General features: G+C 64.8%; 19 protein-coding genes and 1 tRNA gene. 12 read left to right on the forward strand and 8 right to left on the reverse strand.

The window, feature by feature from the left end:
- Positions 1–4 precede the first annotated feature (4 nt).
- The 6 genes from AC56KL_RS14470 to AC56KL_RS14495 all read right to left on the reverse strand — a co-directional run bounded on the left by AC56KL_RS14470 (position 5) and on the right by AC56KL_RS14495 (position 8,706).
- A complete protein-coding gene (locus tag AC56KL_RS14470) occupies positions 5–1,387 on the reverse strand; it encodes a formimidoylglutamate deiminase (protein ID WP_497180859.1) in 1,383 nt (460 codons plus the stop codon).
- Positions 1,384–2,190 carry an N-formylglutamate deformylase gene (gene hutG, locus AC56KL_RS14475; protein WP_497180860.1) on the reverse strand — a complete coding sequence of 269 codons (807 nt, stop codon included), beginning with the start codon at positions 2,188–2,190 and terminating at the stop codon, positions 1,384–1,386. The genes AC56KL_RS14470 and hutG overlap by 4 nt, the downstream gene beginning before the upstream one ends.
- 27 nt (positions 2,191–2,217) lie before the next feature.
- Positions 2,218–3,774: a histidine ammonia-lyase gene (gene hutH / locus AC56KL_RS14480; protein WP_497180861.1), complete on the reverse strand. Its 1,557-nt coding sequence runs from the start codon at positions 3,772–3,774 to the stop codon at positions 2,218–2,220.
- A 13-nt stretch (positions 3,775–3,787) separates the two neighbouring features.
- Positions 3,788–5,491 carry a urocanate hydratase gene (gene hutU / locus AC56KL_RS14485; RefSeq protein ID WP_497180862.1) on the reverse strand — a complete coding sequence of 568 codons (1,704 nt, stop codon included), beginning with the start codon at positions 5,489–5,491 and terminating at the stop codon, positions 3,788–3,790.
- Positions 5,492–5,718: 227 nt separating this feature from the next.
- Positions 5,719–7,389 carry an amidohydrolase gene (locus AC56KL_RS14490; RefSeq protein ID WP_497180863.1) on the reverse strand — a complete coding sequence of 557 codons (1,671 nt, stop codon included), beginning with the start codon at positions 7,387–7,389 and terminating at the stop codon, positions 5,719–5,721.
- 123 nt (positions 7,390–7,512) lie between these two features.
- Positions 7,513–8,706 carry a sensor histidine kinase gene (locus AC56KL_RS14495; protein ID WP_497180864.1) on the reverse strand — a complete coding sequence of 398 codons (1,194 nt, stop codon included), beginning with the start codon at positions 8,704–8,706 and terminating at the stop codon, positions 7,513–7,515.
- Between the two features lie 131 nt (positions 8,707–8,837).
- Here AC56KL_RS14495 and AC56KL_RS14500 point away from each other — a divergent pair, with 131 nt between their 5' ends.
- Complete coding sequence (locus tag AC56KL_RS14500; protein ID WP_497180865.1) at positions 8,838–9,596, forward strand: LytR/AlgR family response regulator transcription factor; 759 nt, start codon at positions 8,838–8,840, stop codon at positions 9,594–9,596.
- A gap of 26 nt (positions 9,597–9,622) precedes the next feature.
- On the opposite strand, the gene AC56KL_RS14505 is transcribed toward AC56KL_RS14500, so the two are convergent.
- Positions 9,623–10,312 carry a 2OG-Fe(II) oxygenase gene (locus tag AC56KL_RS14505; RefSeq protein WP_497181006.1) on the reverse strand — a complete coding sequence of 230 codons (690 nt, stop codon included), beginning with the start codon at positions 10,310–10,312 and terminating at the stop codon, positions 9,623–9,625.
- Positions 10,313–10,320: 8 nt separating this feature from the next.
- Positions 10,321–11,385: a bifunctional DNA-binding transcriptional regulator/O6-methylguanine-DNA methyltransferase Ada gene (gene ada / locus AC56KL_RS14510; protein WP_497180866.1), complete on the reverse strand. Its 1,065-nt coding sequence runs from the start codon at positions 11,383–11,385 to the stop codon at positions 10,321–10,323.
- 141 nt (positions 11,386–11,526) lie between these two features.
- Here ada and hutC point away from each other — a divergent pair, with 141 nt between their 5' ends.
- The 11 genes from hutC (at position 11,527) to AC56KL_RS14565 (ending at position 20,490) form a co-directional block, all read left to right on the forward strand.
- On the forward strand, positions 11,527–12,246 hold the full coding sequence (gene hutC / locus AC56KL_RS14515; protein WP_497180867.1) for a histidine utilization transcriptional repressor HutC: 720 nt from the start codon (positions 11,527–11,529) through the stop codon (positions 12,244–12,246).
- 79 nt (positions 12,247–12,325) lie between these two features.
- A complete protein-coding gene (locus AC56KL_RS14520; protein ID WP_497180868.1) occupies positions 12,326–12,745 on the forward strand; it encodes a response regulator in 420 nt (139 codons plus the stop codon).
- Between the two features lie 228 nt (positions 12,746–12,973).
- Positions 12,974–13,300, forward strand: a complete 327-nt coding sequence (trxA, locus tag AC56KL_RS14525; RefSeq protein ID WP_436104159.1) for a thioredoxin TrxA — start codon at positions 12,974–12,976, stop codon at positions 13,298–13,300.
- A gap of 142 nt (positions 13,301–13,442) precedes the next feature.
- A complete protein-coding gene (gene rho / locus AC56KL_RS14530; protein WP_005665081.1) occupies positions 13,443–14,705 on the forward strand; it encodes a transcription termination factor Rho in 1,263 nt (420 codons plus the stop codon).
- Positions 14,706–14,922: 217 nt separating this feature from the next.
- Positions 14,923–15,192: a type B 50S ribosomal protein L31 gene (locus AC56KL_RS14535; RefSeq protein WP_497180869.1), complete on the forward strand. Its 270-nt coding sequence runs from the start codon at positions 14,923–14,925 to the stop codon at positions 15,190–15,192.
- A gap of 130 nt (positions 15,193–15,322) precedes the next feature.
- A complete protein-coding gene (locus AC56KL_RS14540) occupies positions 15,323–17,044 on the forward strand; it encodes an ArnT family glycosyltransferase (protein WP_497180870.1) in 1,722 nt (573 codons plus the stop codon).
- A 327-nt stretch (positions 17,045–17,371) separates the two neighbouring features.
- Positions 17,372–17,737, forward strand: coding sequence for a hypothetical protein (locus tag AC56KL_RS14545; RefSeq protein WP_497180871.1), 366 nt, complete (start codon positions 17,372–17,374; stop codon positions 17,735–17,737).
- A 113-nt stretch (positions 17,738–17,850) separates the two neighbouring features.
- Positions 17,851–17,935, forward strand: a tRNA-Leu gene (locus AC56KL_RS14550).
- A 165-nt stretch (positions 17,936–18,100) separates the two neighbouring features.
- A complete protein-coding gene (locus AC56KL_RS14555; RefSeq protein ID WP_497180872.1) occupies positions 18,101–19,342 on the forward strand; it encodes a tyrosine-type recombinase/integrase in 1,242 nt (413 codons plus the stop codon).
- Between the two features lie 17 nt (positions 19,343–19,359).
- Positions 19,360–20,160, forward strand: coding sequence for a DUF6387 family protein (locus tag AC56KL_RS14560; RefSeq protein ID WP_497181007.1), 801 nt, complete (start codon positions 19,360–19,362; stop codon positions 20,158–20,160).
- A 141-nt stretch (positions 20,161–20,301) separates the two neighbouring features.
- Positions 20,302–20,490 (forward strand): helix-turn-helix transcriptional regulator, encoded by a 189-nt coding sequence (locus tag AC56KL_RS14565; RefSeq protein ID WP_497180873.1) that lies wholly within the window; start codon positions 20,302–20,304, stop codon positions 20,488–20,490.
- The last annotated feature ends 104 nt before the right edge of the window (positions 20,491–20,594 follow it).

Here is a 20,594-nt window from a genome sequence, read left to right on the forward strand (position 1 = left end):
CGGCTCAGCTCCTACTTGATTCGCGCAATTCGTGCATGGCCTGGCGGTAGCGCTGCGTGACCGCGTCCTGCGCCACATGGCGTCCCGCCTGCACCACCCATCGGCCGCCGCACAGCACATCGCGCACCAGGTTGTCGTTACCGCAGAACAGGAAGCGGCCGAGCACGTCCTCGCCCGCCACGCCATCCAGGTTCGGATGGCTCCCGTCCAGCACCAGCAGGTCGGCGCGCAGGCCTTCCGCGAGCGCGCCCACCCGGCGGCCGGCCGCCTGCGCGCCGCCACGCAAGGCAGTCTGCCACAAGTACTGGCCGACGTCGCGCTGTTGAGGTCCGGGTTGGCTCGATACGGCGATGTTGCGGCGCTGGTGGACAAGGCGCTGGCCGTACTCCAGCCAGCGCAGCTCTTCGACCGGGCTTTGCGATACGTGGCTGTCGCTGCCGATGCCGAAGCGGCCGCCGAGCGCGATGAAGGCCGGCAGCGGGAACAGCCCGTCCCCCAGGTTGGCTTCGGTGGTCGGGCACAGGCCGGCGACCGCGCCGCTGCGCGCTACCGCGGCCACTTCCTCTTCAATCAGGTGGGTCGCATGCACCAGGCACCAGCGTTCATCGACCGCGACCTGCTCCATCAGGTATTCGACCGGACGGCGGCCCGAGAAAGCGATGCTCTGCTCGACTTCCGGCATCTGCTCCGCAATATGGATGTGCAGCGGGCGCCCTGCCGGCAGGCCGGCCGCCAGCTCGCGCACCTGTGCGATGCTTGCCGCCCGCAGCGAATGGGGCGCGGCGCCGACTTCGAGCTGGCCGCCGCGCAGGGGCTGGAGGGCCTCCACGATCGCGAGGATCTCATCCACGCTGGTACGGAAACGCCGCTGCTCCGGGCGCAGCGGCTGTGCGCCGAAACCGGCATGGCTGTACAGCACCGGCAACAGGGTCAGGCCCATGCCGGTGGACTGGCCGGCGGCAGCCACGCGCTCGGCGGTTTCGGCCGGGCGCCCATACGCCCCGCCATCGGGATCGCGTTGCAGGTAGTGGAATTCGCACAGCGAGGTATAGCCGTGGCGCAGGCATTCCACGAACAACTGGGCGGCGATGGCCTCGATCTGTTCGGGCGTGATGCGCGCGGCGAAACGGTACATCAGGTCGCGCCAGGTCCAGAAGCTGTCCGGCCCCTCGCCCGCGCGCTCGGTCAACCCGCCCAGCGCGCGCTGGAAGGCATGCGAATGCAGGTTGACCATGCCCGGCAACACATAGTCGGCGCGCGGCGCACCGAGGGGCGCCGTGGCCTGCGCCTCGACGCGGGTCAGGTCGCCCCCGGCTTCCCATTCGAGCAGCACGTCGCGACGCCAGCCCTCGGGCAGCAAGGCGTGGCGGGCGAACAGGGCTCTCACGCGCGCTCCCCTTGCGCCGCTTGCGCCCACCCTGCGGCGGCGCCGATCATGTCCTCCAGCAGCGGCTGCACGGCGGCCGCCACGTCCGGACGGTATTCGAACGGGGCCGCCTCGTTCATGTACAGGCACTGGCACATCTCGAGCTGGATCGCATGCACGCCCTTTTCCGGCTGGCCGTAGTGGCGCGTGATGTGGCCTCCCTTGAAGCGGCCGTTGACGGCGATGCTGAAACGGTGCTGGGCGCGCGCCACGCCCAGCACCGCCTGTTCCAGGCCGGGTTCACAGGACTTGCCGTCGGCGGTGCCGAAATTCAGGTCCGGCAGGCGGCCTTCGAAGAAACGCGGCACGATCGATGCAATCGAATGCGCATCCCACAGCACTACGCGGCCGAACTCCCGCTTCAGGCGCTCGATCTCGGCGCCCAGCTGCTGGTGGTAGGGCCTCCAGTAGCGCTCCAGCCTGCGGCGCACTTCGACCTCATCCGGCATCTTGCCGGGCAGGTACAGTCTCTCGCGGCCGAAGGTATCGACCGGGCACAGGCCGGTGGTGTCCATGCCGGGATACAGGTTGGTGTTCTCGGGCGGACGGTTCAGGTCGATGAGGTAGCGCGACCAGCGTGCCGAAATGGTCGAGACGCCCATCTCGGCGAGGAAGCCGTACAGTTCGGGCAGGTGCCAGTCGGTGTCGGCGCGCGCCGTGGCGCAGGGCGCCATGGTCGACGCGACCTCGTCCGGGATGTCGGTGCCCGCATGGGGCATCGACACGAGGATGGGAAGCCTGCCTGCCTTGAACCGGAAATCCATTGCCTCTCCTGATGCGCTTTGTCTCAATTAGGGGTGCAGTACGGTGAACAGTTCCTTGCACGAGGCGGACAGCTCGCCGCGCACGACCATCAGGCGCGCGGCCTCGATGTCCGGGGCGAAGAAACGGTCCGCGTCGTAGGGCGCCACCCGCGCGCGCAGCTGCGCGTGCACGTGCTCGAGGTGCTCCGAACTCTGCAGCGGGCGGTGGAACTCGATGCCCTGCGCCGCGGCCAGCAGTTCGATGCCCACGATCACGGACGTATTGTGCGCCATCTGATCCAGACGGCGCGCCGCGAAGGTCGCCATGCTGACGTGGTCTTCCTGGTTGGCCGAGGTCGGCAGGCTGTCGACGCTGGCCGGGTGGGCCAGCGACTTGTTTTCCGAAGCCAGCGCGGCGGCGGTGACGTGGGCGATCATGAAGCCGGAATTCAGGCCCGGTTCCTTCACCAGGAAGGCCGGCAGGCCCGACAGGTTGGCGTCGATCAGCAGCGCGATGCGGCGTTCCGACAGGGCGCCGATCTCGGCGATGGCCAGCGCCAGCGTGTCGGCGGCGAAGGCGACCGGCTCGGCGTGGAAGTTACCGCCCGAGACGATCGCACCATCGTCAGGGAACAGCAATGGGTTGTCGGTGACGGCATTGGCCTCGATCAGCAGGGTGCGGCCGGCGTTGGCGATCAGGTCCATCGCCGCGCCCATCACCTGCGGCTGGCAGCGCAGGCTGTACGGGTCCTGCACGCGCTCGTCGCCCACCAGGTGCGAGGCGCGGATCGCGCTGCCCTGCATCAGCTCGCGGTAGATGCCTGCTGCCGCGATCTGGCCCGGCTGGCCGCGCACCGCATGGATGCGCGCATCGAAAGGCGCATCGCTGCCGCGCGCCGCGTCGACCGACAGGGCGCCCGCCACCATGCCGGCCGCCAACAGGCGTTCGGCCATGAACAGGCCGTGCAGCGCCAGCGCGGTGGACACCTGGGTGCCGTTGATCAGGGCCAGGCCTTCCTTGGCGGCCAGGGTGACCGGCGCAATGCCGGCGTCGGCCAGCGCCCTGGAAGCGTCCATCAGTTCGCCGCGATAGCGTACCGGCCCCACGCCCAGCATGGCCAGGGTCATGTGGGCCAGCGGCGCCAGGTCGCCCGAGGCGCCGACCGACCCCTGGCATGGGATGGCCGGCATGATGCCCGCGTTGTACAGGGCGATCAGGGTCTCGATGATGAGGGGGCGCACGCCGGAATAGCCGCGCGCCAGGCTGCCGATCTTGGTCAGCAGGATCAGGCGCACGATGTTGTCGGCGATGAGCTCGCCCGTGCCGACCGCGTGCGACAGGATCAGGTTGCGCTGCAGCGCTTCCAGCTGCTCATTCGGGATGTGGGCCTTGGCCAGGATGCCGAAGCCGGTGTTGATGCCATAGGCCGGGTCGCCCTTGGCGGTGATCTGCTGCACCAGGGCGCAGGAGGCGTCGACGGCCTTCCAGGCCTCGGGCGCGAGGCGCAGGGGCCCGTGGGCGGCCCAGGCGGCGCGCAGGTCGGACAGCGCCAGCGCGCCGGGTTGCAGGATCAGGGGTTGCGAATGGTGGTGAAAGTCGTTCATGTCGTTGACAGCCTTACTTGATCATCGGGAGGTTCAGGCCATTGCGCTTGGCCGTGTCGATCGCGCTTTCATAGCCGGCGTCGGCATGGCGCATCACGCCCGAGCCGCTGTCGTTCACCAGCACGCGCGCCAGGCGCCGCGCCGCCGCCCCGGTGCCGTCGGCCACGATGACCACGCCCGAGTGTTGCGAATAGCCCATGCCCACGCCGCCGCCGTGGTGCAGCGACACCCAGGTGGCGCCGCCGGCCGTGTTCAGCAAGGCATTGAGCAGCGGCCAGTCCGACACCGCGTCGGTGCCGTCGCGCATGGCTTCGGTCTCGCGGTTCGGGCTCGCCACCGAGCCGGTGTCGAGGTGGTCGCGGCCGATCACGATCGGCGCCTTCAGTTCGCCGGTGCGCACCATCTCGTTGAAGGCCAGGCCGGCCAGGTGGCGCTCGCCCAGGCCCAGCCAGCAGATGCGCGCCGGCAGGCCCTGGAAGGCGATGCGTTCGCGCGCCATGTCGAGCCAGCGGTGCACGCGCGCATGCTGCGGGAACAGCTCCTTGATCTTCGCATCCGTTTTATAAATGTCTTCCGGATCGCCCGACAGCGCCACCCAGCGGAACGGGCCGCGGCCCTCGCAGAACTGGGGGCGGATGTAGGCCGGCACGAAGCCCGGGAAGTCGAAGGCATTCTCGACGCCTTCGTCCTTGGCCACCTGGCGGATATTATTGCCGTAATCGACGGCATAGGATCCCAGGGCCTTGAAGTCGAGGATGGCGCGCACATGCACGGCGCAGGACGCCGCCGCGGCGGCCTTCAGGCGCCCATGCTGGGCCGGATCCTGCTGGGCCGCCTTCCATTCTTCCACGGTCCAGCCGGAAGGCAGGTAGCCGTTGATCAGGTCATGGGCCGAAGTCTGGTCGGTGACCAGGTCCGGCACCAGGCCGCCCGCGCGTGCACGCCGCACCAGTTCCGGCAGCACGTCGGCGGCATTGCCGAGCAGGCCGATGGAGACGGCTTCGCGCTTGCCCGTGTATTCCTCGATCATCGCCAGCGCTTCGTCGATGTCTTTCGCCTGCTTGTCGAGGTAGCGGGTGCGCAGGCGGAAGTCGATGCTGCTCTGCTGGCATTCGATGTTGAGCGAGACCGCGCCGGCGAAGGTCGCGGCCAGCGGCTGGGCGCCGCCCATGCCACCCAGGCCGGCGGTGAGAATCCAGCGTCCCGCCATGTCGCCGCCGAAGTGCTGGCGCCCTGCTTCGGCGAAGGTTTCGTAGGTGCCCTGCACGATGCCCTGGGTGCCGATGTAGATCCAGCTGCCGGCGGTCATCTGGCCGTACATGAACAGGCCCTTGCGGTCCAGTTCATTGAAGTGTTCCCAGTTGGCCCATTTCGGCACCAGGTTGGAGTTCGCCAGCAGCACGCGCGGCGCATCCGCGTGGGTGCGGAACACGCCGACCGGCTTGCCCGACTGGATGAGCAGGGTCTGGTCGTCTTCCAGCGCGCGCAGCGAGGCGATGATCTGGTCGTAGCATTCCCAGTTGCGGGCGGCGCGCCCGATGCCGCCGTAGACCACCAGTGCCTGCGGATTCTCGGCCACCTCGCTGTCGAGGTTATTCTGGATCATGCGGTAGGCCGCTTCGGTCAGCCAGCTCTTGCAGGAAAGCTCGCTGCCGCGCGGGGCGCGGATGACGCGCGCGGGATCGAAACGGGGGTCGTGGGGCATCGGTGGGTTCATGGCGGCTCCTGGGTTGGAATCAGCAATGAGTCTAAGTTGTCTATACAACCAAGTCAACCGGTTTAAGTAGCGGTTTTGTTGCCTTGGTAGGGGTGGTCCAGTCCAGTGGACTGGACCACGCTCTGCCGACCGCGCGTTCAAATTTCCCGTGAATAGATATAGCGCATCTACTCATCGACTGATTGAACGCGCGGTCGGCGAAGCCGACCACCCTACGGTTCATCCGCCTACTTCTTGAACACCTGCTTCCCGCCCACCCAGGTCTCCAGCACGCCGGTCTTGAAGATGTCGTAAGTCGGCATGCGGAACAGGTCGCGGTCGATCACGATGAAGTCGGCGTGCTTGCCAGGCTCCAGCGTGCCCAGCGTGTTTTCCTGGTGGCCGGCGTAAGCCGCGTCCAGCGTGAAGCAGCGGAAGGCTTCCTTGAGCGACATCGCCTGGTTCGGGTACCAGCCCGCCACCGGCTGGCCGGCGTGGTCCATGCGGGTCACGGCGGCGTGGATGCCGAAGAAGGGGTTGGGCGACTCGACCGGGAAGTCGGAGCCGCAGGCGACGCGCGAACCCTGGTGCAGGAAGCTGCGCCAGGCGTAGGCGCCCTTGATGCGTTCCGGGCCGATGCGGGTCTCGGCCATGTTCTTGTCCGAGGTCGCGTGGGTCGGCTGCATCGACGGGATGATGCCGATCGACTTGAAGCGCGGGATGTCGGCCGGCGCCACCACCTGGGCGTGTTCGATGCGGTGGCGCTGGCCCGCACTTTTGGTGTCGGCGACGCGTTTCTGGTAGATGTCGAGCAGCTGCTTGTTGCCGGCGTCGCCGATCGCGTGCACGTTGAGCTGGTAGCCCTTGCGCATGGCCTTGCTCATCATGGCGTCCATCTGCGCGGTCTTGAAGAACAGCAGGCCGTGGGAATGCGCTTCGTCGCTGTAGGGCTTGAGCAGGGCCGCGCCGCGGCTGCCCAGCGCGCCGTCCGAGTACAGCTTGACGGAACGCAGCGCGTACATGCCGTCGGCGTAGTTGTGCAGCGGGCCATTTTTTGCCAATTGGTCAAAATCCTCGCCGGTGCCGCCGATCATTGCGTAGACGCGGGTGGTGAGTTTCTTCTTGTCGGCGTAGTCGCGGTACAGGCGGTCTTCCGCCACGCCGATGCCGGCATCGTGCACGGCGGTCAGGCCCATGCGCGTAATCTCCTGCAGCGAGCGGTCCAGCACCATGCGGGCCTCAAGCTCGGTTTGGGCCGGCATGACCTTGGTCACCAGCTCCTGGGCCGCATCGACCAGCACGCCGGTGGCGTCGCCGTTCGCGTCGCGCATGATCTTGCCGCCGGCCGGGTCCGGCGTCGTCTTCGTGATGCCGGCCAGCGCCAGCGTGCGGCTGTTGGCCCAGCCCGCATGGCCGTCGACGCGCTCCAGCCAGACCGGGCGGTCGCTGACGACGGCGTCGAGTTCGGCGGCGGTCGGGAAGCGGCCCAGCTTCCAGTTCTCCTGGTTCCAGCCGCGGCCGCGGATCCAGGCCTGGTTCGCGTTCGCCTTCGCATACGCGGCAATCGCCTGGGTGGCGCCGGCCAGCGAGGTGGTGCCGGACAGGTCGAGCTGGGTCAGCTGCAGGCCCAGGCCGAACACGTGGCCGTGGGCGTCGATCAGGCCCGGCAGCACGGTGCGGCCCTGCATGTCCACCTGGCGTGCGTTCCTGGCCTTGGCCGTCACCTCGGCATTCGAGCCCACTGCGAGGATGCGTCCGCGGTCGTCGAAGGCCAGCGCGCTGAACTGCACCAGCTCGCCCTTGGCGTTCAGCGTATAGCCGTTGGCGTTGGTGATGACGGTGTCGGCATGGGCCGACGAAAGGACGCCGAGGCCGGCAAGGACGATCAGGGAAGACAGGGGGATCTGGCGCGCGCGCATGCTGTTCTATTCTCCGTTTTTTTGTTGGGCTGTCCGCACCTTGTGGGCGCGGCACGGAGAGTGTATAGAAAATCGGGGGCCGCGGCAAAACGGCAGACCACGCTGCCGAGAGCGGTGGCGCGGTCAGGCCGTCGTCACAGGGCGCGCAAGGTCCTGCACTGCCTGGGCCGCCTGCTGTGCCGCGCCAGGCCGGTAAGGCACGGTCAAGGTCGCACACACACCTACTTCGCAGGGCTCGATGTGCAGGCTGGCCGCGCTGCCGTAGCGCGTCTGCAGGCGCGCACGGATATTTTTCAGCGCCATGCCGGCGCCGGCGCGCGCGCCGCCCGGCGCACCACCTCGCTCACCTGCAAGCCCCAGTCCGTCGTCGTCAACGCGAATCTCGAGCAGTCCATCGTGCACACGGGCGGACAGGCGCACGCTGCCCCCGCCCAGCTTTCCTTCCAGGCCGTGATGCACCGCGTTTTCCACCAGCGGCTGCACCAGGAGGGGCGGCAGCATCGCGCGGCATGCCGCCGCCTCGGCGTCGATGACGAATTGCAGGCGGCGCCCCATGCGGATCTGCATCAGCTGGAGATAGCTGCGCACCGTCTCGAGCTCCACGTCCAGGCTGATGTCGCTGTCGCGCATCTGCACCATGCTGGCGCGCAAGTAGTCGGTGAAGGACTCGAGCATCAGCTGGGCGCATTGCGGATCGCTGCGGATCAGGCTCTGGACGTTGGCCAGCGTGTTGAACAGGAAGTGCGGTTCGATCTGGGCCTGCAGCATGCGCAGCTGGGATTCGGTCGCCTGGTGCGCAAGCGCCCGGTCCTTCGCCTGCAGCAGCCACCACAGCCAGTTCGCCACGGCCACCAGCCCGGCGAAGATGAGGAACTTGAGCTGGACGAGGGGCGCATCGAACAGCTTTTTCCACATGTCGTAGTCATGCACGTAGTTCACCAGGACGTAGGAAAGCCGCGTTCCCAAGGCCATGCCGGCCAGCAGCAGCACGCTGGTCAGCGCCACCGGGCGCCAGTCCTTCATGGCTGCGAGGGCGTCGAGGGTCTTCAGCGGCAGCAGCTTCTCCACCAGGCGCAGCATCGCCAGCATGGTGCAGCCGGCGCCGGCCCCGATCTGGAAGTTGACGATGACCGACCCGACCCACCATTTGGCTTCCGGTTGGGCCATCAGGAACACCGATACCAGGAACAGCATCAGCACGACGGCCAGCACCAGCAGGACGCTTGCCAGGATTTGCGCCCACGCGGGCTCCTCGCGCCGCTTCTTCAGCACGAGCGCGGAGCGCAGGGAGTGCAGCAGGGTTTGTCGAGCATTCATGGAGCCAGAATGGCACATCCCGGCGGCCGGATCAACCAAATGCGACGGATCGACAATGGCTGCGACGAACGGCAAGCGGCTGCCTGCCTGCCCACTGGTGTATTGACCGGGTGTAGCGCTACAATGCAGGAATGACCACGCTGCGCGCCCTGATCGCCGACGACGAGCCCCACCTTGCCGACTTCCTGTGCGAGCAGCTTGCCGCGCTGTGGCCGGAACTCGACATCGTGTGCGTCGCGCACGACGGCCTGGAAGCGGCCCGGGGCATCGCCGAGCTGGAGCCGGACCTGGCTTTCCTCGACATCCAGATGCCCGGCATGACCGGGCTCCAGGTCGCCGAAGGCATCGAGGGTCCGACCCGCGTCGTGTTCGTGACCGCCTACGACCAGTTCGCCGTGCAGGCATTCGAGCATGCCGCCCTGGACTACGTTCTCAAGCCGGTGAGCAATGCGCGGCTTGCCCGTACGCTCGAGCGCGTCCGCTCCGCCCGCGAGCCGAACGAGCCCGACGCGCGCCTGGCCACCGCCCTGGCGCGGATGGCGCCTCCGCCGGTGCCCGCGCCGGCGCGGCTGCGCTATGTACGCGCCGCCCATGGCGAGCTGACCTTGCAGGTGCCGGTCAACGACGTCCTGTTCTTCCACGCCGACCACAAGTACACCGTGGTGCAGACTGCCGCTGGCGAGCGCCTGATCCGCACCGCGATCGCGGATCTCGCCGCCCAGCTCGACCCCGAACAGTTCTGGCAGGTGCACCGCTCCACCCTGGTCAACATGGACCACCTGGAAAGCATGCGCCGCGACGAGGCCAGCCGCCTGTACCTGCGCATCCGCGGCTACGACGGCGAGCTGCCGGTCAGCCGCACCTACGTGCACAAGTTCCGCGCGATGTAGGGAGGACGGCCACCCGGGCCGCTCCTTCAGGCCGCGTCGTGGAAGATGAGCCCCAGCGTGTGGCGCATGCCGCGCCGCAGCCGGCTGACGCCATGGCGCATCGCCACCCGGTATACGCCGCGCGCGCCCTGCACCGGCCGCCCGTTCACCGCGAACACCACCGCATCGCCCTGGTCCAGCGGCACCACCTCGGCGCGCGACTGCATGCGCGGACGCTGCTCCGTCAGGACGAATTCGCCGCCGTCGAAGTCACTGCCCGGCCTGGACAGCAGCACCGCGACCTGCAGCGGGAACACCAGCTCGCCGTACAGGTCCTGGTGCAGGCAGTTGTAGTCGCCTTCGCGGTAGCGCAGCAGCAGCGGTGTCGGCCTGGCCTGGCCGGCCGCGTGGCAGCGCGCCAGGTAGTCCGCATGCGCGGCAGGAAAACGCGTCTCGATGCCCAGCAGCGCATGCCAGCGGTTGGCGATGGCGGCCAGCGGCGGATACAGCGCGCTGCGCAAGGCCTCGAGCGGCGCCGGCAGCGGATAGGTGAAATACTGGTACTCGCCGCGCCCGAATCCATGCTGCTGCATCACGACCCGGCTGCGAAACAGCGCCGCTCGCTCATACAAGGCGGCAGCCGCTTCGCAATCCGGCGGCGCCAGCAGGCCGGGAATCACGGCGCAGCCGAACGCGTCGAGTTCTTCGCCGACGCGCTCCCAGTCGATCCCGTTCAAGGTGGAGATCACTGCGCAGCCTCGCGCTCGAGCAGCGTACGCTTGCGCTCGATGCCCCAGCGGTAGCCGGACAGGGCGCCGTCGGTGCGCACCACGCGGTGGCAGGGAATCGCCACCGCCACCGGATTGGCCGCGCAGGCCCCCGCCACGGCGCGCGCGGCGCCCGGCATGCCCAGGCGTTCGGCCAGCTCGCTGTAGCTGACGGTGGCGCCCGCGGGAACGCCGCGCAGCGCCTCCCACACACGGCGCTGGAAGGCGGTGCCGCGCACGTCCAGCGGCAGCTCGAGTCCGAGGCGCGGCGCTTCCACCAGGCCGATCACCTGCGCCACCGTGCGCTCGTACTCGGCCTGCGCCCCCACCAGCTCGGCCTGTGGGAAGCGCGCCTCGAGGTCGCGCACCAGGGGCTCGGGTTGGTCGCCGATCAGGATCGCGCAGATGCCCTGCTGCGTGCTCGCCACCAGGATGGCGCCCAGCGAGCAGCCGGCCACGGCGAAGCGGATGGTCTCGCCCTGCCCGCCTGCGCGGTAGCGGCCGGGCGTCATGCCGAGCAGCCCGCTGCTGGCTGCATAGAAGCGTCCGCTCGAGCCGAAGCCGGCGTCGTACAGCGCCTCGGTGACGCTCGGCGCCGCCCCCAGGCCCTGCTGCAGGCGCTCCGCGCGGCGCGCCGCCGCATAAGCCTTGGGCGTGATGCCTGTGTGGGCCTTGAAGATGCGGTGGAAGTGAAAGCGGCTCATGCCCACGGCCTGGGCCAGGCTGTCGAGGCCGGGTGCTTCTTGCGCGGCATCGATCAGGCGGCAGGCCCGGGCCACCGCGGCGGCCTGGCGCTCGGCCAGCGGCGGCTGCGCGGGCCTGCAGCGCAGGCAGGCGCGAAAGCCTGCCGCCTCGGCTTCATCCGGGCTGGCGTGGAAAGCGACGTTGGCGCGCAGCGCGCCGCGCGACGGGCAGGAGGGCCGGCAGTACACCCCCGTGCTGCGCACGGAATAGTAGAACTGGCCGTCGGCATCGCGGTCGCGGCGCTGCACGGCGGTCCAGCGCGCCTCGTCGGTATCGAACAAGCTGGTCATGGCGGTCATGTTGAAGTCCCGGCTGGAGTAAGGAGTGGCACAGCCTAATCGCCTGCAGGGCCCCGCGCACTCCGGGTCTTGCTTTCGAATTGCGGTGCTAGAATCCGGTGTCGCGGCACACAGCCGCTCCATGCCTTCCCGGAGAGTAGTTTGGAAGAACCGATCGCGCAAGACAGCACCCCCATTTTCCAGCGAATCAAGGACTACCTGGTCGGCGAGATCGTCTCCGGCCGCTGGAAGGAAGGCGACCTGGTGCCGTCCGAACAGGCGCTGGTGCGCCAGTTCGGCGTCTCGCGCATGACCGTCAACCGCGCGGTGCGCGAGCTCACCGCCGAACAGGTGCTGGTGCGGCGCCAGGGCTCCGGCACCTACGTGGCGCCGCAGAAGTACCAGGCCACGCTGGTCGAGATCCGCAACATCGCCGACGAGATCCGCGCGCGCGGCCGCGCCCACCGCAGCCAGCTGCGCCTGCTGCGCGAGGAAGCCGCACCGAGCGAGGCGCTGGCCCTGGAATTCGAACTGGCGCCGGGCGCCCTGCTCTATCACTCGGTGATCGTCCACTTCGAGAACGACGTGCCGATCCAGGTCGAGGACCGCTGGGTGAACCCGGCCTGCGCGCCGAGCTACCTCGAACAGGACTTCGGCGCCATCACCCCGAACGAGCACCTGATGGCGGCCGCGCCCTTGCAGGGCGCTACCTACGCCATCGAGGCCCAGCCGGCGCCCGGCGAGGTGGCGGCCATGCTGGGCATCGGCGAAGGCCAGCCCTGCCTGGTGCTGCACCGCCGCACCACCTCGGGCGGACGGGTGGCCTCGGTGGCCACGATGTGGCATCCAGGCCACTTGGCGCGCTTTACCGGCAGCGTTTGAGCGCAATCCCGTTCAATATCCTCACGCGAAGGAAAAACTTCGCCATAATGGCTTCCTTCCCGACGCCGCCACTTTCCGCATGAAGCCACCTTCTTCGCCCGCACTGCGCAGCGCGCCACGGCGCGTGCTGCTGCTCGACGATGACCGTTTCATGCTCGACGTGCTGCGCGACATGCTCGACAATCTCGGCGAAGATGGCAGCAACGGCCGCTTCGATGTGCACGCCGAGAACGATGCGCGGCGCGCGCTGGACCTGCTGCCGCGCCATGCGCCCGAGCTCCTGATCTGCGACCTGGCGATGCCGGAGATGGATGGCATCGAATTCCTGCAGGCTGCCGCCGGCCAGGGTTTTGGCGACCGGGTGATCCTGGTGTCGGCGCTGGAAGACGGGGTACGCATCGCCGCCACCGAACTGGCGCGCGCCCTCGGTTTGCAGGTGGCGGGAGCCTTTCGCAAACCATTCGCCATCGAGCAATTGCGCCTCGCGGTGCAATGTTGAGATTTTGTACAAACCGACCTACACTTTTTGAAAAAATGGGGTATTATTCGGCACATCCCCGCCTGACACCCCCTTGCCGTCCTTCCATATTGAAATTGCACACAGTGCCTCCACCATTGTGTAGCAGCTAATTTTTTGAATTAGCAGAGCGCGGAAGCCGGCCAGGACCACGCAGGGTCGGCACTGGCCACAGGCGTTAATTGATCCTTACCTCTTTTGAGGAACATAATGAGCGAAAACATTAAACACATCACCGATGCAAGCTTCGATGCCGAAGTGCTCAAGTCCGAGCTTCCGGTCCTGGTCGATTTCTGGGCCGAGTGGTGCGGCCCGTGCAAGATGATTGCACCGATCCTGGAAGAAGTTGCCCAGCAGTACGCTGGCAAGCTGGTGGTGGCCAAGGTCGACGTCGATGCGAACCAGGCCGTACCGGCCCAGTTCGGCATCCGCGGCATTCCGACCCTGATCCTGTTCAAGAACGGTGAGGCTGCTGCCCAGAAGGTCGGCGCCATGGCCAAGGGTCAGCTGGTTCAGTTTATCGACAGCAACATCTGAAACGGTTAGCATGAGCGGCGACAGCGCGCCCGCGCTGTCGTCATCGTCGGGAAGCAGGCCGGCTCCGGTGCTTCTAGTTACATAAACCCTCGTAGTTCCCTCCCCTACCTTTACTTTCCCGTCACGGGACACCCATACAAACATGCATTTATCTGAACTGAAGGCAATGCACGTCTCCGCACTGCTGGAGATGGCCATCGGCCTCGACATCGACAACGCAGCCCGCCTGCGCAAACAGGAACTGATGTTCGCCATCCTGAAGAAACGCGCCAAGCAGGGCGAACAGATCTTCGGCGACGGCGCCCTCGAAGTCCTGCCGGACGGCTTCGGCTTCCTGCGCTCGCCGGACGCCAGCTACATGGCCTCGACCGACGACATCTACATCTCCCCGTCGCAGATCCGCCGGTTCAACTTGCATACGGGTGACTCGATCGAAGGCGAAGTGCGTACGCCGAAGGACGGCGAGCGCTACTTCGCGCTGGTGAAGGTGGACAAGGTCAACGGCGAATCGCCGGAAGCCTCGAAGCACCGCATCCTGTTCGAAAACCTGACCCCGCTGCACCCGAACGAGCCGCTGCGCCTCGAGCGCGACATGAACGGCGCCGAGAACATCACCGGCCGCATCGTCGACCTGATCTCGCCGATCGGCAAGGGCCAGCGCGGCCTGCTGGTGGCTTCGCCGAAGTCGGGCAAGTCGGTCATGCTGCAGCACATCGCTCACGCGATCACCGCGAACCACCCGGACGTGACCCTGATCGTCCTCCTGATCGACGAGCGTCCGGAAGAAGTCACCGAGATGCAGCGCTCGGTGCGCGGCGAAGTGGTCGCCTCGACCTTCGACGAACCGGCCACCCGCCACGTGCAGGTTGCCGAGATGGTGCTGGAAAAGGCCAAGCGCCTGGTCGAGATGAAGAAGGACGTCGTGATCCTGCTCGACTCGATCACCCGCCTGGCGCGCGCCTACAACACCGTGATCCCGGCCTCGGGCAAGGTCCTGACCGGCGGTGTCGATGCCAATGCGCTGCAGCGTCCGAAGCGCTTCTTCGGCGCCGCCCGTAACGTCGAGGAAGGCGGCTCGCTGACCATCGTCGCGACGGCCCTGATCGAGACCGGCTCGCGCATGGACGACGTGATCTACGAAGAGTTCAAGGGCACCGGCAACATGGAAGTGCACCTCGAGCGCCGCCTGGCCGAGAAGCGCGTCTACCCGGCCATCAACCTGAACAAGTCCGGCACCCGCCGCGAAGAACTCTTGATCAAGCCGGACCAGCTGCAGAAGATCTGGATCCTGCGCAAGCTGCTGTACTCGATGGACGAGATCGAGGCGATGGAGTTCATCCTCGACAAGATGCGCGCGACCAAGAACAATGTCGAATTCTTCGACATGATGCGCCGCGGCGGTTAAGCCGGGGCAGCGTTCGCGCGAAGGGCGGCCTGCGGGCCGCCTTTTTCTTTGCTTTCCGCGTGGGTGTTGCCATGTTCCCACCCCTGGTTGCCTGCCACGCCAAAGCACTTTATAATCGCCGGTTCAGTCCAACCCTGGCAAGTGATCGGCAATCGGGTCAAGAAGCAAGGCGACCGACGAAGTGCTGTTTGGCTACCAACTTATTGAAAGCAAAACCATGAAGACCGACATCCATCCGAATTACCGCGAAGTTGTGTTCCACGACCTGTCGTGCGATTTCAAGTTCATCACCCGCTCGACCATCGCCACCCGCGACACGATCAACTTCGAAGGCAAGGATTACCCGCTGATCAAGATCGAAGTCTCGGCTGAATCGCACCCGTTCTACACCGGCAAGCACAAGATCGTCGACACCGCTGGCCGCGTCGAGAAGTTCCGCCAGAAGTTCGGCGCCGTCGGTTCGAAGACCTCGGTCGCCAACGGCTAATTGCCCAAGCGCGGAGCAAGCATCGGGTCCGCAGGGCCCGAAGTTGCCAGAAAAGAAGCCGGTTTCCCCGGCTTCTTTTTTTTCGCAGCTATACTACGCGACTGTTCTTTCCCGCTTCAACGCTGACCTGATGAAACCCGTCCGCCTTCCCGCCGCCGCCACGCTGGCACTGCCTCGATGGGCCCTGCTTGCGCTCGGCATGCTGTACATCCTGCCGGGCCTGATCGGGCGCCACCCATGGAAGGAAGATGCCGGCCCCTTCGGCATCATGTGGACGATGGCGCACGGCGGCCTCGACGACTGGCTGTATCCGAACATCGCCGGCCTGGCTGCCGCCGGCGAAGGCCCGCTGGCCTTCTGGCTGGGTGCGCTGTGCATCAAGCTGTTCGGCTGGATCCTGGGCGACGTGCTGGCTGCGCGCGTCTCCACCATCGGCATTTTCGTCATGGGCGCGATGTCGCTCTGGTACACCGCCTTCCACCTGGGCCGCCGCGCCGAGGCGCAGCCGCTGCGCCTGGCCTTCGGCGGCCAGCCCGAGCCGGATGACTACGGCCGCACGCTGGGCGATACCGCGGTACTGATCTACCTGGGCTGCCTGGGCCTGCTGGTGCAGAGCCACCTGACCCTGGCCGCGACCCTGCAGGGCGCCCTGCTCGCCTATTTCCTGTACCGCGCCGTGCGCTACGTCGAGACCGCCTCCACCCGCAATGCCGTGCTGGTCGGCCTGTCGCTGGGCGCGCTCGCCCTCACCCGCGGCCTGCTGGCGCCAGTGGCGCTGGTGATCGCGCTATACGCCTGCACCCGCTACCTGAAGCTGGCCACCCGCGAAACCCTGCGCCACCTGGCGATCGCCGCCGGTGTCGGATTTCTTATCACCCTGGCCTGGATCGCGCCGGCGGCGCTGGTGCAGCCCTACGGCCTGTCGCCGGTGGGCGAGTGGCTGGACTGGAACGCGAGCCAGGTCGGCCTGCCGGGCCTGGCCTCGCTGAAGGGCTTCTTCCGCATCGGCGTGTGGTTCTTCTGGCCGGCCTGGCCCTTCGCCCTGTGGGCGATCTGGGCCTGGCGGCGCCAGCAGGACCTGCTGCACATCGTGCTGCCGGTGATGTTCTTCGTCGCCCTCACGCTGCTGCTGCTGTTCGATCCGGACCCGGAGAACGGCGACTTCCTCAAGATGCTGGCGCCGCTGGCGCTGATGGCCGCCTTCGGGCTGCCGACCATGAAGCGCGGTGCGATCAATGCGATCGACTGGTTCTCGGTGATGGTGCTGACCATCCTGGGCGCCCTGATCTGGCTGTTCTGGATCGCCAAGCTCACCGGCTGGCCGGCCCAGCTGGCCAAGAACGCGCTCAAGCTGGTGCCGGGCTTCAAGCCGGAAGTCGGCATCATCGCCTTCCTGGTCGCGGCGGCCGCCAGCATCGGCTGGATCATGCTGGTCCACTGGCGCCTGTCACGCCAGCCGTCGGTGCTGTGGCGCGCGGTGGTGCTGTCCTCGGGCGGCCTGATCCTGGTATGGGTACTCCTGATGACCCTGTTCCTGCCCGACCTGAACTACGGCAGGAGCTATGCCGGCGTGGCCCAGCAGATCGCGGCCAGGCTGCCGCATGACGCCGACTGCATCGAGACCAACGTCGGCCCCGCCCAGCGCGCCTCCTTCGCCTATTTCGGCCGCCTGCCTTTCGCCACGCTGTCGGACGGCGCTTGCCGGTACGTCCTGCTGCAGGACAGCATCAGGAACCGCGACGACAACATCCTCGCGCGCCGTTACGGCGTGCGCGGCAAGCCGGTGCTGTGGGAAGGCCGGCGCGCCTCCGACCGCGACGAACGCTTCCGGCTGTTCCAGCGCAGCCGCTGACCCCTCCAGGCCGCAGGTTGCGGGCGGCCTCTGCCTTCTCTGGCACGATTCCTGCATATTTTCCTGCGGTGCGCGGCATCCCAGCCTGATGTGAGAATCTACGCCTGCAAGGCAGTGCGTTTGAGCGGAGTCACTATCTCCCGTCGGCTGATCATCACAATAAAACAGGTCGTTTTTTGTAGCCACACGGGCTAACCCGATCGAGCCGCGCTGCGAGGAGATACCATGAAAAGCGTTACCTTTTCTGAAATTGTACGGATTCGCGAACGGCCCTTTTTCCTGCGCAGAAGGGGCACATGGCGGCAGCTGTTTCCCTGGGTCCTCACCGTGGGAGTCGGCCTGCCGCTCCTGATGCTGGTGCTGCACACCATCGACCCGGGAACCCCGCTGCCCTTCATCGTGCTGCCTGCCCTGGTCGGCGGCCTGCTGCCGGTGGCCATGATGGGCCCGGGACGCTTCGAGATGCGCACCCGCTTCGATGCCCAGCACATGATCGGCGCCCTCGACGAAGCCCTGGTGTCGCTCGGCTACCGGCGCACCGCGTCCGACCCCGACCGCATCAGCTACTTCCGGCCGCTGCCCTGGCTGCGCGGCCGCGAGGGGTCGATCGAAGTGGCGGTGCAGCCGCACCGGCTGCAGGTGGTCGGCCCGGTGGGCAGCCTGCGCCTGCTGCAGCAGCGTATCGCCTGCTGAGCGGCGGGCGGACGCGGCGCGTTTTCCAGCGTGCCCGCGGTACCTATCAAGGCATATTGCAGAACACTGGTCAGTCCTGCAATCGATGTGCTAAGATGCGCGCCTGCTCTTGGGCCTCTGTGGCGGAATTGGTAGACGCACTTGACTCAAAATCAAGCGCCGTAAGGCGTGCCGGTTCGATTCCGGCCGGAGGCACCACCCAACTGTTCTAAGATGTACAGCAACGCTCAGAAGCCCGCCAATCTCCCCATGAGATCGCGGGCTTTTTGTTTGCTAAGCGCTTTTAGCGTCTATTGAAATCCAGCATCTTTGTATCCATACTTGCTGCCATGGATGCAAACACCTCAACCGCTTGGATGCAAGATGCCTAAACTCGCCACGCCGCTAACAGATGTCCAAATTCGGACAGCTAAACCTAGGGACAAGGCCTACACTTTAGCCGACGGCGGCGGGATGTATCTTGAGGTACTGCCCTCAGGGTCCAAAATTTGGCGAATGGCTTATCGTCAATCCAACGGCAAAAACAATCGCCTTACATTCGGTCCATATCCGGAAATCTCACTATTGGAAGCCCGAGTGAAACGGATGGCGGCAAGGAAGCAACTTGCTGACGAAATCGACCCGGCGCAAGCCAAGCGCCATTTGAAGCAGGCTAAAGCCATAGCGGCAGCAAATGACTTTAAGAGTGTGACGAATGCATGGCTTGAGAAGACAGCATCTTCTCGCGCTAAAACAACCCAAAAGAAAATCATGAATTGGTTGAACAAGGATGTATTGCCCTACATCGGGAAAATACCAGTCTCGACACTCAAACCCACCGACGTGCTAAGTACCGTCCAAAGAATGGAGGCTCGCGGAGCGGTAGATTCAGCACATCGAGTAAAGCAGGTATGTGGCCAGATTCTCCGCTACGCCGTAGCAGCAGGTTTAGCGGATCGCGATGTAACCGCAGACCTCAAAGGCGCTTTGGCAGCAGTACAACACTCGCACCACGCCGCAATTACCGATCCGAAATTGGCGGGCGATCTGATGCGTTCAATTCAATCGTACGCAGGCCATCCGTATGCTAAAGCTGCGTTGAAGCTTGCGCCTTTGGTGTTTGTTCGCCCTGGCGAGCTTCGTATGGCTGAATGGACTGAAATCGACCTTAACGGTGCAGAATGGCGCATACCCGGCGCTAAGATGAAAATGAATATAGACCACGTTGTTCCGCTTTCTGAACAAGCAGTAGAAATTCTCCGCAATCTCTACAGCGTTAGCGGACAAGGCAAGTACGTATTCCCGAGCATCCGCACCAATGAACGCTGTATGAGCGAAAACACGCTCAACGCGGCTTTACGTAGCATGGGTTATAGCAAAGAAGTTATGACCGCTCACGGCTTTCGTGCAATGGCTAGGACAATCCTAGACGAAGTTCTGAATGAGCGTGTGGACCTGATTGAGCATCAGTTAGCCCATGCAGTCAAAGACGTAAACGGGCGGGCCTACAACCGTACCGCACATATACCTGCTCGACGTGAAATGATGCAACGTTGGGCTGACTATCTGGACGCAATCCGGCAAGGTGGCAATATTATTCCCGGCACGTTCGGTAAAGCCGCTTAACAAGTGTGGACAATGCGATGCTAATAAGAAGCCGGTCCGAACTACCCTCGTGGTTCAGTCTCGAAAAGTATCAGAACGCCGTCAACCTCAATCGACTCGACTGGTTTTGGCAATTAAATATTCGAGCAAGCTTGTATATGGCGCTTAACCACTATGATCTTCCTCGTTCAAGCTACAAAACAAACTCTGATTTTCAGGACAACGCTCTAGGCACTGCCCCACAAAACCTTTATTCAGAATTGCTTACACAAACTCGTCTAACACCGATCATCGATACAAATGCGGGAGAATTTATTGCGAAATACTCAAGAAATTTGATACACCAGCCGAATGGACTCTCTTATGTGTCTCTTAGAGATATTAAGGATTTTTTATCAACTTATCGCGGCAAAGAGAGACAATCGATCCTTAGCTATCTTTCTCATTCGCCTAGCCTAACATCTGATGGCTGTAACGCAATCGACATTGAAAGCGCGAGACCACGCGTTGTTAATACGCTTATACATGTCGACTTATCTCTCCCAGAAGCCCAACTAGTTGAAAGCTTCCGCAACTTAGTGCGCAAAGCTCAGCAAGATAGCTTGCCCAATCTACGTGCTTCAGCCTCCTCCGAATGGGTACGACTTGGCCTCCTACCCTATCTTGATCTGTTTCTTTGGCAGATGGAATCCAATGTTTCCATACCCAATCGGGTATATGCCGACGCGATCTTTAGCGGTGATCGTGAGGGAGAAGAGACTGTACGAAAAACAACCTCTAAGCTTGCCGACACTGTACTTTACGGCCAGTTCATACCGGCACTTGGTCTAAGCACATAAACGGACCTATAGCTGTTGATGGAATCCGGAAGGTAAATTCCGCAACACTTCCGGAAAAAATTATTCTGCTTGCTGCCTCGTCATCAGTTGCAACACACCTCAATATTCACCCATGTTCAACAACGTGCAAGAGGATGCAACATGGTACTCAACTCAATACTCCGACTCCCCCAAGTCAAATCGCTGACCGGATTAAGTCGATCAAGCATATACAGCGCGATGAAGCGCGGTACTTTTCCGGCCAGTATCGCGCTTGGTCCGCGCGCAGTAGGGTGGCGTGCAAGCGAAATCGATGCATGGATCATGAGCCGCCTGAAAACCGACGTCTAACAAATCACGCTAGGGGTGGCACTTGCTAGTGATGCCGCCTCTATTAGAGGTACAAATGTAGAACTCAAGAGAGTGATTAATGGATGTACGTCTGCTTCTAGACA

This window comes from Telluria sp. ZB4P34 (assembly GCF_059686055.1).

What these genes read in the sequence shown, in the direction of transcription:
- AC56KL_RS14535 (WP_497180869.1), top strand. Translation starts at nt 14,923, where the DNA reads ATGAAGACCGACATCCATCCGAATTACCGCGAAGTTGTGTTCCACGAC.
- trxA (WP_436104159.1), top strand. Translation starts at nt 12,974, where the DNA reads ATGAGCGAAAACATTAAACACATCACCGATGCAAGCTTCGATGCCGAA.
- ada (WP_497180866.1), bottom strand. Translation starts at nt 11,385, where the DNA reads ATGACCGCCATGACCAGCTTGTTCGATACCGACGAGGCGCGCTGGACC.
- AC56KL_RS14520 (WP_497180868.1), top strand. Translation starts at nt 12,326, where the DNA reads ATGAAGCCACCTTCTTCGCCCGCACTGCGCAGCGCGCCACGGCGCGTG.
- AC56KL_RS14490 (WP_497180863.1), bottom strand. Translation starts at nt 7,389, where the DNA reads ATGCGCGCGCGCCAGATCCCCCTGTCTTCCCTGATCGTCCTTGCCGGC.
- AC56KL_RS14540 (WP_497180870.1), top strand. Translation starts at nt 15,323, where the DNA reads ATGAAACCCGTCCGCCTTCCCGCCGCCGCCACGCTGGCACTGCCTCGA.
- hutU (WP_497180862.1), bottom strand. Translation starts at nt 5,491, where the DNA reads ATGAACCCACCGATGCCCCACGACCCCCGTTTCGATCCCGCGCGCGTC.
- AC56KL_RS14560 (WP_497181007.1), top strand. Translation starts at nt 19,360, where the DNA reads ATGCTAATAAGAAGCCGGTCCGAACTACCCTCGTGGTTCAGTCTCGAA.
- rho (WP_005665081.1), top strand. Translation starts at nt 13,443, where the DNA reads ATGCATTTATCTGAACTGAAGGCAATGCACGTCTCCGCACTGCTGGAG.
- AC56KL_RS14495 (WP_497180864.1), bottom strand. Translation starts at nt 8,706, where the DNA reads ATGAATGCTCGACAAACCCTGCTGCACTCCCTGCGCTCCGCGCTCGTG.
- hutG (WP_497180860.1), bottom strand. Translation starts at nt 2,190, where the DNA reads ATGGATTTCCGGTTCAAGGCAGGCAGGCTTCCCATCCTCGTGTCGATG.
- AC56KL_RS14555 (WP_497180872.1), top strand. Translation starts at nt 18,101, where the DNA reads ATGCCTAAACTCGCCACGCCGCTAACAGATGTCCAAATTCGGACAGCT.
- AC56KL_RS14500 (WP_497180865.1), top strand. Translation starts at nt 8,838, where the DNA reads ATGACCACGCTGCGCGCCCTGATCGCCGACGACGAGCCCCACCTTGCC.
- hutH (WP_497180861.1), bottom strand. Translation starts at nt 3,774, where the DNA reads ATGAACGACTTTCACCACCATTCGCAACCCCTGATCCTGCAACCCGGC.
- AC56KL_RS14565 (WP_497180873.1), top strand. Translation starts at nt 20,302, where the DNA reads ATGGTACTCAACTCAATACTCCGACTCCCCCAAGTCAAATCGCTGACC.